Annotated in this window: 5 protein-coding genes; 2 read left to right on the forward strand and 3 right to left on the reverse strand. The window is 74.8% G+C overall.

Annotated features, from left to right (window positions below):
* The first annotated feature begins 334 nt into the window (after window positions 1–334).
* Entirely contained in the window at window positions 335–3,127 is a 2,793-nt protein-coding gene (locus ACZ67M_RS37180; RefSeq protein ID WP_469854289.1) for a helix-turn-helix transcriptional regulator, read from the forward strand.
* 13 nt (window positions 3,128–3,140) lie between these two features.
* Here the strand turns inward: ACZ67M_RS37180 and ACZ67M_RS37185 are convergent, their stop codons facing one another.
* The 3 genes from ACZ67M_RS37185 to ACZ67M_RS37195 form a co-directional block, all read right to left on the reverse strand.
* The gene (locus tag ACZ67M_RS37185) at window positions 3,141–6,485 is read right to left on the reverse strand and encodes a right-handed parallel beta-helix repeat-containing protein (protein WP_469854290.1); all 3,345 of its coding nucleotides are present in this window, start codon (window positions 6,483–6,485) and stop codon (window positions 3,141–3,143) included.
* Between the two features lie 27 nt (window positions 6,486–6,512).
* Window positions 6,513–8,048: a hypothetical protein gene (locus ACZ67M_RS37190; protein ID WP_469854291.1), complete on the reverse strand. Its 1,536-nt coding sequence runs from the start codon at window positions 8,046–8,048 to the stop codon at window positions 6,513–6,515.
* 69 nt (window positions 8,049–8,117) lie between these two features.
* Window positions 8,118–11,183, reverse strand: a complete 3,066-nt coding sequence (locus ACZ67M_RS37195; RefSeq protein WP_469854292.1) for a hypothetical protein — start codon at window positions 11,181–11,183, stop codon at window positions 8,118–8,120.
* Window positions 11,184–11,509: 326 nt separating this feature from the next.
* On the opposite strand from ACZ67M_RS37195, the gene ACZ67M_RS37200 reads away from it, so the two are divergent.
* Complete coding sequence (locus ACZ67M_RS37200) at window positions 11,510–12,736, forward strand: S8 family serine peptidase (protein ID WP_469854293.1); 1,227 nt, start codon at window positions 11,510–11,512, stop codon at window positions 12,734–12,736.
* Window positions 12,737–12,863: the final 127 nt, after the last annotated feature.

A 12,863-nucleotide genomic window follows, 5' to 3' on the forward strand; every position in this document is an offset into this window, starting at 1 on the left:
GCCCCATCGGGTGCGGCGGGCACGTTCCCGGCCCTGCCGACGGCCGCCCCCGGGGGGACCTCGCGCCGGCACTGAACTGCCCCAGGCCGGCCACCCCGGGCGTCGGGTCCGTCGATGACGCACCACGATCGGCCCGTGACCTGGGGTGACCCAGTACGCGTCGGTTCCGGAGCGCTCCTAGAATGGCGGGGCACCGACGGAGGGACGCAGATGGCAGGCAGCGCCGGGGACCTGGTTCAGCGCCGCCCCGCCGAAGTGAGGTCCTACCGCACACGCAGGTGCCTGCGGCCCGCGCCGGCGGCCGTCTTCCGCGGCCGGGAAGGGGCGGTGCCCGGTGCCCCGTGCTGACTCCTCCCGCCTCGGCCCCGCCGCCCCCCTGGTGGGCCGCGAGGAAGACCTGGACCGGGTCCGGGCGCTGCTGGAGCGGCACCGGGGCGGCACGGTCCTGCTCTCCGGGGAGCCCGGGGTCGGCAAGTCGGCGCTGTTGGACGCCCTGGCCCGGGCGGCCGCCGCGGACGGCACCCGGGTGCTGCGCGCGGCCGGCGCCGAGTTCGAGGCGGACGTCGCCTACTCGGCGCTGAACCAGACGCTCCTCCCCCTGCACGGCCTCCTCGACCGGCTCGACCAGCCCGCCCGGGAGGCCGTGAGCGTGGCCCTGGGCTTCGGTTCCGGACCGGCGCCCGAGCGGCTGGTGGTCTGCAACGCCGTGCTGGCGCTGCTCCGGTCGGCGGCCGAGGACGGACCGGTCCTGCTCGCCGTGGACGACCTGCCCTGGGTGGACCGGGCGAGCGCCGCCGTCTTCGCCTTCCTGGCCCGGCGGCTGCCCGGCGACCGCGTCCGCTTCGTCGCCGCCTCCCGCACCGGTACCGACAGCTTCTTCGACGGCAGCGGCCTGCCCTCGTACGAGGTGCCCGCCCTCGACGGGGCGTCGGCCGCACGCCTGGTCGACCTGTGCTTCCCCGACCTGGCGCAGCCGGTGCGCCGGCGGCTGCTGGAGACCGCCCAGGGCAACCCCCTGGCCCTGCTGGAGCTGCCCGACGCGCTGCGCGCCGACCAGCGCCGGGCCCGTGAGGTGATGCCGGCCGTCCTGCCGCTGGGCGAGCGCCTGCAGTCCCTGTTCGCCGACCGGGTCCGCTCGCTGCCCGCCGCCACCCGCGCGCTGCTGCTGCTGGCCACTCTGGACGACACCGGCGACCTCGGGGTGCTGGCCACCTCCGCCCGGGCCACCGGCGGCGACGCCGACCTCGTCGCCCTGGACGCGGCCGAGAGGGACGGGCTGGTCCGGGTGGAGGAGTCCCCGCGCCGCCTGGTGTTCCGGCACCCGCTGATCAAGTCGGCCGTGGTCGCGGAGGCGACCAGCAGCGCCCGGCGCGCCGCGCACCGCGCCCTGGCGGACGCACTGGCCGACAAGCCGGAACGCCGCGCCTGGCACCTGGGCGAGGCGACGCTCCAGCCCGACGAGGACGTGGCCGCCCTGCTGGAGCGCACGGCACGGCAGATCCAGCGGCGCGGGGACGCCGTCGCCGCGATCGCCGCACTCACCAGGGCCGCCGACCTCAGCCCCCGCGACACCGACCGCGCGCGCCGGCTGGCCGAGGCGGCGTACGTCGGCGCCGAGGCGATCGGTGCGCTGAACAGTGCCTCGGCGCTGCTCGAGGACGCCCGGCGGGCGGACCCGCGTCACGTCGCGTCCCTGCACAGTGCCAACGCCGCGGTCCAGCTCGTGCTGAACAGCGACGGCGACCTGGCCACCGCCCACCGTCTGCTGGTCGGCGCCATCGCGGACGGCGACCACGGCTTCGACGCCGAGGACCCGGCACTGATCGACGCGCTGCACTTCCTGCTGCTGCTGTGCAACTACGGTGCCGACGAGGCGCTGTGGGAGCCGTACTACGCGGCCGTCGCCCGTCTGCGGCCCGCTCCGCCTCCGCTCCTGCTGGTGGCCGCCCGCACCTGGGGCGATCCGGCGCACGCCGACACGGCGACGCTGCGGGAGCTGGACGGGATCATCGCCGCGACCACCGGGGACACCGACCCCGCCCGGATCGTGCGGGTGGGTACGGCCGCGGTCTACCCGGACCGGCTAGCGGCGGTCCGCGAGCCGGCGTGGCGGCTGGTGCGGCAGGGGCGGGACGGCGGTGCGGTGCGCCGGCACATCGGCGCGCTGCTGCACCTGAACCTGGAGGACTACCACCGCGGGAGGTGGGCCTCTGTACTGGAGTTGTCCGAGGAGGGCCTGGTCCAGTGCACGGAGTCCGGGTACTCCGTCTGCCTGTGGTTCTTCCAGTACACCAAAGGCCTGGTCACCGCGTCCCGGGGCGACACCGGGACCGCGCACGCGCTCGCCGACGCGATGATCAACTGGGCGGCGCCACGCGGCATCCGCGAGGCCGTGCACACGGCCCTGCACGTGCACGCCCTCGCCGACATCGCCGACGGCGACTTCGACGCGGCGTACCGCCGGGTGACGGCGATCAGCCCGGCGGGCAGCTTCCCGCCGTACGTCGCACACGCCTCCTGGGTCTTCTTCGAGCTGGTGGAGGCCGCGGTGCGCACCGCCCGGCGCGCGGAGGCGGTGGCCCATGTACGCGCCCTGCGCACCGAAACGAACATCGCGGGCCTGTCCCCCCGGCTCGCCCTGCTGGCCGACGCCGCCGAGGCGATGGTGGCGGAGGACGACGCCGAGGCGGCCCGCCTGTTCGAGCGGGCGCTGACCGCGCCGGACGCCGAGCGCTGGCCGTTCACCCTGGCCCGGGTGCGGCTGGCCCAGGGGGAGCGGCTGCGCAGGTCGCGGGCTCTGTCGGAGTCCAAGGCGCCGCTGTCCGCCGCGCTGCGGGCCTTCGAGCAGTTGCAGTCGACCGCCTGGGCGGAGCGGGCCCGCAAGGAGCTGCGGGCGGCGGGCCGGGTCGCCACGCCCGGCGAGGGCGGGACCGGGGCGGCCCTGACCGCGCAGGAGCGCGAGATCGCGGAGCTGGCGGCGACCGGCCTGACCAACAAGCAGATCGCCCAGCGCCTGTTCATCTCGCACCGCACCGTCGGCGCGCACCTGTACCAGATCTATCCGAAGCTGGGCATCGCGTCCCGCGTGGCGCTGCGGGACGCGATGCGGCGGCAGGAACAGACCTGACCGGGCCCCGCGGTCAGTGCGCCCCGGGCGGGACGGCGAGTGCGGCGGCCGGGAGGTCGTCGGGGAGCAGGGTGGTGAGCGCCTCCAGGTCGGGCGCTGCCAGCGAGGCCAGACGCCCCGCCTGACGGGTCATCATGTTCTCCAGCAGCTGGCGGGCGAGGCGCGCGTTGCCGAAGGACCGGGTGCGGGGCACGCCGTCGAGGTGGACGCGCAGTGCCTCCAGGGTGTCCGGCGCGCACACGTAACCGGCGGTCGTCGCCTGCTCCACCATGATCGACAGCAGTTCCTCGGTGGAGTAGTCGTCGAAGGTCACATGCCGGGAGAAGCGGGAGGCCAGACCGGGGTTGGAAGCCAGGAAACGGTCCATTTCCGTGGGGTAGCCCGCGACGATGACCGCGATCTGGTCGCGGTGGTCCTCCATCAGCTTCAGCAGGGTGTCGACGGCCTCCCGGCCGAAGTCCTGCGACGCGTTGTCGGGGGTGAGGGTGTACGCCTCGTCGATGAAGAGGACGCCGCCGAGCGCCTCCTGGAACTTCTCGGTGGTCAGCTGCGCGGTGTGACCGATGTACCGGCCCACCAGGTCGGCCCGGCCGACCTCGACGAGCTGACCCCGGGACAGCACTCCGAAGGACTTGAGCAGATCGGCGTAGAGGCGGGCCACGGTGGTCTTGCCGGTGCCGGGCGGGCCGGAGAACACCGCGTGGTGGCTGACCGCGGGCGTCGGCAGCCCCATCGCGGCCCGCTGACGGTAGGCGTTCAGCAGGTCCGCGATGCCGCCGACTTCCCGCTTGACCGCGGACAGACCGGTCATGCCACGCAGCTGGGCCAGTACGTCGGACTCGCCGGGTGACTTCTTCACCTCCGTACGCACCTCCTCGGCCACGTCGGCGCCGACGTCCTCCGGCACCATCAGCATCAGGTCCGCCTCGCTGGCCTCGGGCAGGGTGGCCAGGCGCAGCGACTGCCGGTCGATCATCTCCTCGAACACCCCGCGCGCGGCGCGGCCGTTGCCGAACGTGGCGTCCCGCCGCATGCCGGAGAAGCGCAGGGCCAGCGCCTCCTTGGTGAGCGGATCGAGGACGTAGCGGTGACCCTTGCACATGGACTCGGTGATGGTGACCAGTTCCTCCACCGAGTAGTTCTCGAACTCGATGGTGCGGGTGAAGCGGGAGGCGAGGCCGGGGTTGGCGGCGAGGAGCCCCTCCATCTCCTTCGGGTAGCCCGCGACGATCACGACGGTGTCGTCCCGGTGGTCCTCGATCAGCTTGACCAGGGTGTCGATGGCCTCCTGGCCGAAGTCGGCGCCCGAGCCCTTGCTGTCCGAGGTCAGGGTGTACGCCTCGTCGATGAACAGGACGCCGCCCAGGGCCTGTTCGAACACCTCGGTGGTCTTGATGGCGGTGCCGCCGATCACCTGGGCCACCAGGTCGGCGCGGGACACCTCGACGATGTGTCCCGACGACAGCATGCCGAGGCTCGCCAGGATGCCGCCGTAGAGGCGGGCCACGGTGGTCTTGCCGGTGCCGGGCGGGCCGGCGAAGACCAGGTGCCGGCTCATCGGCGGGGCCGGGATGCCGAGCTGGGCCCGCCGCTGGGCGAGCTTGCCCAGGCTGACCAGCATGCTGACCTGTTCCTTCACGCCCGCGAGTCCGACCAGCTCGTTGAGTTCGGTGACGAGCCTGTTCTCCGGGGACTTGCCGTCCTGCCCCCCTCCCTCGGACGTGCCGCGCTCGCCCGCGGGAACCGGGTCGGCGGCCGGGTCCGTGCCCTCGTCGGGGGACTTGTTGTCGACGCTGGTCAGTCCGGACAGCGTGAACCCGGCGCGGGAGGGGGCCCGCTTCAGCCCCGAGCCGCGGTTGGACCGTACGGTGCAGTCGGTGACCTCGACGTCCTGGTCGGTGTCGATGCGGACGCCGTCCCCGGTGTTCCCGCTGAACTCGCAGCTCTTCAGCGAGGCCCGGCCGCCCATGCCGACGAGGGCCCCGTGGCCGCCGCTGCCCAGCACCCGGGTGCGCAGGAGGGTCAGTGCGCCGCCCTCCTCGGCCGAGGCCCCGGACGCGGAGCAGCCGGAGATCTCGCAGTCCCGCAGCGTCGCCCTCCCCTCGGCGCCGACACAGACGCCGGACTTGCCCGCGCCGCGCAGGGCCGAGGTGCCGAGGTGGGGGTTGCCGCCACTCTCGGCGCGCAGGGCGTGGCCCGCGCAGTCGCTGATCTCGCAGTCCTCGAACCGGCCGCGGGCCTCCCCGGCGACGAGGATGCCCGTGCCGCGCGCCTCGGTGACCCGCGCCCGGCGCAGCAGCGGATTGGCCCCGGAGGTGACCGCGACGCCGTGCCCGCCCGCCCGGACCACGTCCAGCTGGTCGAACTCGGCCGCGCTCTCGCCCTCCAGCGCCACGCCGACGCCCTTGCTGTTCGTCACCCGGGTCCCGCTGAGCGAGGGGGAGCTGCTGTCGTCGACGTAGATCGCGGCCTCCTCCGCCGCGTCGAACGCGCAGTTGACGAAGTAACCGCGCGAGCGGCCGGTGACGTACAGCCCGCTGCCGCGGGTGCCCGACGTCTCGCAGTACGACAGTTGCGGGTCGGAGCGTTCCGCCACCACGAAGCCGTGTCCGCGGGAGCCGCGGATCTGCACGTGGGACAGCTCGGTGCGGGCGGAACTGGCCAGGTGGGCACCGACCGTGCAGTCGCGCAGCGTGGTGCGCACCACTCGCAGGGACGTACTGCCCTCCAGGGCGAGGCCGGGCTTCTCCGCGGCGGTGATCTCGCAGTCCTCGACCACTCCGCGGGACTGGCCGTTGGCCAGCACGCCGTTGCCGCGGGCGTCTCGGATACGGCAGTTGCGGACATCCGCGTGGCCCTGCTCGCTGATCACCACGCCGGAGGTGCCGAGGTTCTCGATCACGCAGTCCTCGATGACGCTGCCGGTGGTGCCGGCCTCCACCACACCGGCGCCGACGGGGTTGGTGATCCGGCACGACCGCAGTGCGAGGGAGCCGGTGCCCCTGCTGAGCAGGGCCGTCCAGCCCGCTCCGAGGACCTCGCACCCGTCCATGGCGACCTGGCCGCGGACGGCGTCGATCACCGGCAGTTCGCCCTCGCCGCCGCGCAGGAGCAGGTCGGTCAGCATGACGGCGTCGGCGGCGAGCGTCACGGCCGCCCCCTTGAACGGGGCGATCTCGACGCTGCCGCGCGGGCCGTCGGCGGCGATGGTCACCCGGTTCTCCACCACCAGGGTCTCCCGGTAGCTGCCCGGCCGGACGCTGATGACGGCTCCCGGCCGGGCGTTGCGCAGCGCCGCGCCGATCGTGCTGTGGTCGCACCCGTTCTCCGGGCCGACGGTGATCACATGGCGGGCCACGCCTGCTCCTTCGTGTTCGAGGTGGACTCAGTGCTGGGTGCCGGCGGCCCAGAGGGTTTGATCGTCGGCGCCGAGGATGGTGATGTTGCCGTCGTTCTGGATGACCAGCTTGGCCCCGGTGTGTCCGCCCGTGTGCGACGACCACAGGGTCTGCTGGTAGGCCGAGCGGATGACGAGTTCGCCGTCCGTCTTGAACGTGGCCGCGTTGTTCTCACCGGTGGTCCCCGAGGACCACCGGACCGCGCCGTTCTCGTCCGTGATGACGAGGTTGCCGCCGGCCTGCATGGTGATGCTCATCCGGTCGGAGGAGACTGACTCCCCGGCGCGCAGGGTGAAGGTGGAGTCGAAGACCTTGGTGCCCCACTGGCGGGGTGTCGCCTCCGGCGCGGTGTCGGGTTCCGCCTCGGCGGCCGGTTCCGCGGCGGTCGCGGTCTCGGCCGCGCGGGCGGAGGCCGGGACGGTGTCGGCGGTGGTGTCCGACTCCGGCTTCGCCGTCGTGTCGTCCGACTTCACGGTGGTGTCGGACTTCACGGTCGTGTCCGCGGCGGCCACCGGGGCCGCGCTGCGGGCCGCCACCGTGGTGCCCGTGGTGCTCGTGGCCGGGGCCGCGGGCTTGTCGTCGGCCTTGTCCGTGGTCTTGACGGACGTCTCGGCCGCGTTCTTGACCGGTGCCTTGTCGGTGCTCTTGGCGGGTGCCTTGTCGGTGTTCTCGGCCGTGCTCCTGCCGTCGCCCTCGGAGGATCCGTCCTTGGTGGCGGCGGACTTCGCCGAGTCGGCGTGCGGGGCGTGCGCGGCCTTCGACGCGGCGGACGCCCCGCCGTCTCCCGCGAGCCCCGGCTTGACGGCCGTACCGGCGACGGGGGTGTGCGCGCCGGTGTCGCCGGCGGCGAGTGCTTCGGGGACGACCGGCGCCTGCGTGGTGGCGGTGTCACCGGTACCGGAGGTGCCCTCGCCGTGCCAGCCGCCGGCACTGGGGTCCAGCAGGTTGTCGGCGGACGTCGTCTCCCCGCCCGGGGCCGGTATCGAGACCTGGCCGGAGTAGCCGTCGGTGTGCGCGCCGCCCTTCCCGCCCGACTCCACGGCGATCGGGTCGCCCTTGCCCATGCCCTCGTACGTCGTCGAGTGGTCCTTGGCGTGGGACGTCAGGAACGGGGTGGAGGCGACCACCGCGCCCGCGACCGCGGCGGCGACCAGGAACGGCCGTTCGGTGATCTTGGTGCCCAGCCGGCCGCCCGGGCGGCGCTGCGGGACGGCCGCCGGGTCCGTGCCCTCGGGGGCGGGCGATTCCGCGCCGCCCTCGGCCGTCCCCTTGGGACGCCAGGCGGCCGGGTCGCCCTCGGGCTCCTTCTCCTCCGTGCGGGCCGCGGCCAGCACCGAGGTGAGCGAGCGCATCGTGGCCTCGTCCCGCCCGGCCGCCAGGGAGTCGGCGGGAGCGAGGGGGCTCATGCTGGCCCCGTCGGGCATGGGCAGCGCGGCGGCCCGGCGGACTCGCCGGGCGGCGGGGGCGGACCTGCCGACCGTGGCGGTCTGCTCGGTGGGAGTCCTCGGCGTTCTGGGGGTCATGACGCTCCTCGTGGCGGGACGCGGAAAAGTGCGGGACAGGACGGACCGACAGCCGCCCGGGACGGAGGCCTAGGCACCGGTTCCCGTGGGCGGCGCCGGGAGGCCGGCGTCATCTGCGGGCTCGGCGGACGGCAGGTCGAGTACGGCTCGAAGACGTTTGAGGAGGGCCGCGTCCAGGGCCGCGGTGGAGGCGTGCGCCTGCCGCGGCACCTCCTGCAGCAGCCCGACGGTGGCGTCGCCGCGCCGGGCGAGTCCCAGCACCCGGAACCTGGACTCCTGCCCGAAGAGGACGTCCGGGGCGTGGTCGTCCGCCGGATCGCCCATCAGGTCGCCGGCCCGGCGGCCGGTCACCGACCAGATGAGGACGTGGTCGACGGGTGTGCCCGGGTGGGCCGCGGAGACCGACGTGGCGCGCACCGGCAGGTTCACCGTCCACTCGGCGCCCACCGCGTCGGGTCCGAGGCGGGAGACGAGTTCCCCGGCCGTGCTCAGCGCGACGCCCCGGTAGGAGGGCAGCCGGCGCATGCCGGGCTTCAGACAGCGCAGCAGTGTCCGGCTCTGGTCGTCCTCCTCGGCCAGTGCGGTACGCAGCTTGGCGTCGTCCACGGCGGTCATGTAGACGTGCACGGCGATCAGCTCGACGACCGCCGGGTCGGAACCGGCGTCCGTGGTCTGTTCCTTGAGCAGACGCGGCATCGCGCGCGCGGCGGCCTCGCGGTGGCGCTGCCAGAAGGGCGCCAGGTAGGCACGGAGCTTGACGTGATCGCTGTCCGACGGGTTCACCACCGGCGCCTTCTCCGCGCCGCCGCCCCCGGCGAACGGGGTGACAGCCCGGACGGCCTCGGGGGCGACCGGCTCCGACGGTGTGGCTGGTGACGGTGACCGGGGCTCCCGCACAGGGGGGTTGGGAGCCCCGGCCACCGGGTCGGTGCGGGTGCCGGGGCCGGTACCCATGCCCGGGTCGGTGCGGGTGCCGGGGCCGAGGCCCAGGTTGATGCCGGTGCCCGGGTCGGTCCCCGTGCCCGGGTCGGTGCCCGTGCCGGGCGAGGTCCGCGCCCGGAGGGCGGCGGGTTCCTGCGGGCCCACCGGGGTGCGAGCGGGGGGCCAGGGCTCGGCCGCGACCCCTGCGGAAGGCGGGGTCAGCCCCTCGGGCCGCGCCCCCGGGAGGGGCGGCGTCGGCCCGAGGGACGCCGGCCGCGCGGGAGGCGGGACCGGCCTCTCAGGCCCCGTCGGTGCCGGGGACAGCGGTCCGGCCGGTCCGGTCCGGGCGGTCAGCGGTCCGTCCGGCTGCGGCCGGCCCTCGGCCCGCCCCTCGAACGGGACCCGCTCGGGAGCCCGGGGCCCTGCCTGCCGCGGGGCCCCCGAAGCTGCGGCCTCCACCGAACCGCCCCTCGGCGCCCCAGGAGCTGCGGCCTCCGCCGACCCGCTTCCCGGTGATCCGGTCGGTGCTGTCCCGGACGCCGAGAACCACGCCCCCGGGGAGGCGGGTTCCGGAGTCCGGCGAAGCTCCGGGGACCGGGGCCCGACGGATTCCAGGACCGGGTTCCCGGGCGCCTCCGCCGTGTACGGCTCCGGGGTCCGGGTGCCCTTCTGCTCGTCCTCCTCGGCCGTGCGGCCGAGGCCCGCCGGTCCCTCGGACTCCGCCGCCATGTGCGCGTACGTCCGTCCCAGGGACGGGATGCCCGCCGTACCGGTCTCTGCCGGATCCTGTTCCAGTCCCGGTTCCGGTGCCTGCGTCTGCGTCTGCGCCTGCGCCTGTGTCTGTTCCTGCGGCATCAGGGAGAAGTTGTGCCGGATCGTCAGGCGCCGCAGGTGGTCCATGCCCTTGCTGCCGAGGACCCCGTGGACATGGACGACGGCCCGTTCCCGGACCTCGGGCTCCAGCTCCGCGAAGAGGCGGTCGAGGCTGGGCCAGAGCGAGTCGTCGAGCGCCCGGCGCGGGGCCCCCAGTTCGATGGCCACGACGTCCGGACCGGCCGCGCGGGTCGCGGCGACCGCCGGCGGCTCGCTGCTGCGCGGCCCGACCCACAGGCCGGCGGGCGTGACCGCCAGCTTCCAGAGTTGCTCGAAGGGAAGCGCGCCGGGATCCGTGCCCTCGAGCACGGAAAGGGGGGCGCGCCACGAGGTCACCCGGGCGGATTCCGCCCGGTCACCCGTGGCGGGCGCGCAGGTGAGCGTCTCCGCGAACGGCCGCCACAGCGGGGTGCCGTCGGCGTCGACCGCGTACAGCTCCGTCGAGGTCCCGGCCGACGAGTCGTCCGGGCCGTCGGCCTCGTCACCGCCGTCGACCACCACCGGAACCCCGTTGCCCACGTGCACCTCGGTCCCGAGGATGTCGGCGACGGCCTGCCCGGCCTCCAGCAGGGAGTGTCCGTCCAGGGACACCAGCCGGATGTCCCTGCGCACCCGGCCCGGCAGGGCGGCGATCACCGTAGCCAGCCCGGCGGCCGGCACGCCCGGTGCGTCCACGAGCAGGTGTGGCCGGTCCGGGTCGGGCGGGATGGCGTACGGCAGGGTGTGGACGGCAGCCGACGCAGCTACCGTCGGACGGATCATCAGTCCGGCCGGTACGGGTTCGATGATGTGGTCGAGGACGGGGGCCGTGTCGTCCACCCGGCGCAGCGCGGCCTCCCAGTCGGGGATGGGCAGGCGGCTGCCCATGAACCGCGGCACCTCGCCGACGGTGAAGTGCCACCAGCCGCCGGGCGCGTCGGGCAGGTCGGGCGAGAAGAGGGAACCGTCCGGGACGACGACAGCCGGGCCGGCGGTGGCCAGGATGTCCAGTTCCCAGCGCTCGCACAGCAGCCTGGCCGTCGAGGGGCGCCCGTCGGGCTCGTCGGCGCCCGCCGACATCACCAGCCGCAGCAGGCCGACGCCCTCGTCCTTGCATTCCCGCAGTACCGGCGCGAGCAGTTCGCACAGGGCCGGGATGCCTCCGTCGCCAAGGGCGGCCCCGACCAGGACGGCGGCCTCCTTGTCGCGGGCCGGGCCGAGCCAGTCGGCGAGTTCCGACAGCCGCTCGGGCGGCTGCGTGCCCGCGTGCACCAGGTGGACGTGCTCGTGGGCACGCGTGACCGTCAGGTGCGCGCCCCGGTCGGCGTGCCCCGTCCGCCGGGCGCTGCCGCGGCGTTTCATCGCGCGCTCCTCCTGAGATGGGCGGTCATGCGGTCCTCACACATCGGTACACATGGGTGGTGCGCTCCCCGTATGTGGGAAGGTGTCTTGCCGTTGACGTACGGTCGGCCGAAGTGCCGTTCCGGTACCACACGTGTCTCTCGTTCGCAGCCTACCCGGAGCGGACGACGATGAGCGAGACGGTCGGGGTCACGATGTGCCCGGTCCCAACACCTCGCGTGCGGGCGGGGCTTCTAGCATGTTTCCACGCCCTCTCCTCACTCCTGAACCTCACACACATACCACCGGGCCTGCCAACCGACCAGCCAGCCAGGGAACTCGATGACATGAACGACGACCGTCTCTTCCTCCGTCCCCGTCTGAGGGTGCTGACACCACTCCTGGGCGCCGCGCTCGCCGTCGCCGGTCCGGCGAGCGCGTCGGCAGCCACCCCGACTCCCTCCCCGACGGCGTCGGCCGGAACGCGGCTGCCACTGATCACCCCCTCGCTCGACCCCGACCGGGCCGTGTGCACGAAAGCTTCCAAGACCCAGGTCGGCTCGGTCTCCTGGGCCCAGCAGCGGCTGGGTCTGGCGCAGGCGAACCGGTACTCGCGGGGTCAGGGCGTCCGGGTCGCGGTGGTGGGCACAGGTGTGTCCCCCAACGCCACCGGTCTCTCCGGGCGGGTCGACGCGGACGGCGCCGCCGCCGACGACTGCGTGGGGCACGGAACCTTCCTCGCCGGAGTGGTCGGCGCCTCCGCCGTGCCCGGCAGCGGGTTCGCCGGGGTGGCGCCGCAGGCCCGGATCCTCGCCGAACGGGGCACCGACCGGTGGGGGGCGCCGAGCACCGCGCTGACGGCGCAGGGCATTGAGGCGGCGGTCAACGGGGGCGCGGACGTGGTCCTCGTATCCACGGCGCTGTCCAAGGACGCCCCGGCGCTGCGGGCGGCGGTCGAGCACGCGGTCCACAAGGACGTCCTCGTGGTGGCGCCGGCCGCGCCCGACACCGCGCCGAGCAGCATCTCGGCGCGGGCCTCGGATCCGCCGCCCGCCGACTACTGGCCGGCCGCCGCGGACGGCGTGCTGTCCGTCGTGGGCGCCGGCATCGTCGGTGACCCGCTCCAGAACGTCCCGCAGCCGCTGCACGCCGATCTCGCGGCACCCGCTGAGGCCATCACCAGCATCGGCCCGGCGGGCAAGGGCAACTACGTCGCGAACGGCTCCTCCGTGGCCGCCGCCTTCGCGGCCGGCACCGCCGCCCTGGTCCGGGCGCGCCAGCCCGACCTGACCGCGGCCGAGACCGCGGCCCGGCTCCGGGCGACCGCCGCGCACGCCCCGGTGCCGCTGCTCGATCCGACGGCCGCGCTCAGCACGGTGCTGGGCCCGTCTGCCCCCTCTCCCGCACCGGAGAGCGCCGTCTCTCTCCCGGAGGCAGCGCCCAGGAGCGCCGTCGTGCCCCGGGCGTGGACCCTGGCCGCAGGCTGTCTGCTGCTGATCATGATCGCGGGCGGGGTGATGGCACTGGCCAAGGTCCGGGCCTCCCGGCGGACACCCGGCGGCGAGCCGGCCTGAACCGGCCGGACCGCCGGGGCCGGAGCACCGGGGCCGGGCCACCGGGGCCGGGCCACCGGGGCCGGGCCACCGGGAGACCACCGGACCCCGTCCGTACGGGGCCGGACCGCGCGCTCACGCACGACCC

The organism is Streptomyces sp. NPDC107500, from assembly GCF_055582785.1.

Bases quoted from the DNA above. Each gene is read 5' to 3' on its own strand.
- ACZ67M_RS37195 (WP_469854292.1), bottom strand. From the start codon at position 11,183: ATGAAACGCCGCGGCAGCGCCCGGCGGACGGGGCACGCCGACCGGGGC.
- ACZ67M_RS37190 (WP_469854291.1), bottom strand. From the start codon at position 8,048: ATGACCCCCAGAACGCCGAGGACTCCCACCGAGCAGACCGCCACGGTC.
- ACZ67M_RS37200 (WP_469854293.1), top strand. From the start codon at position 11,510: ATGAACGACGACCGTCTCTTCCTCCGTCCCCGTCTGAGGGTGCTGACA.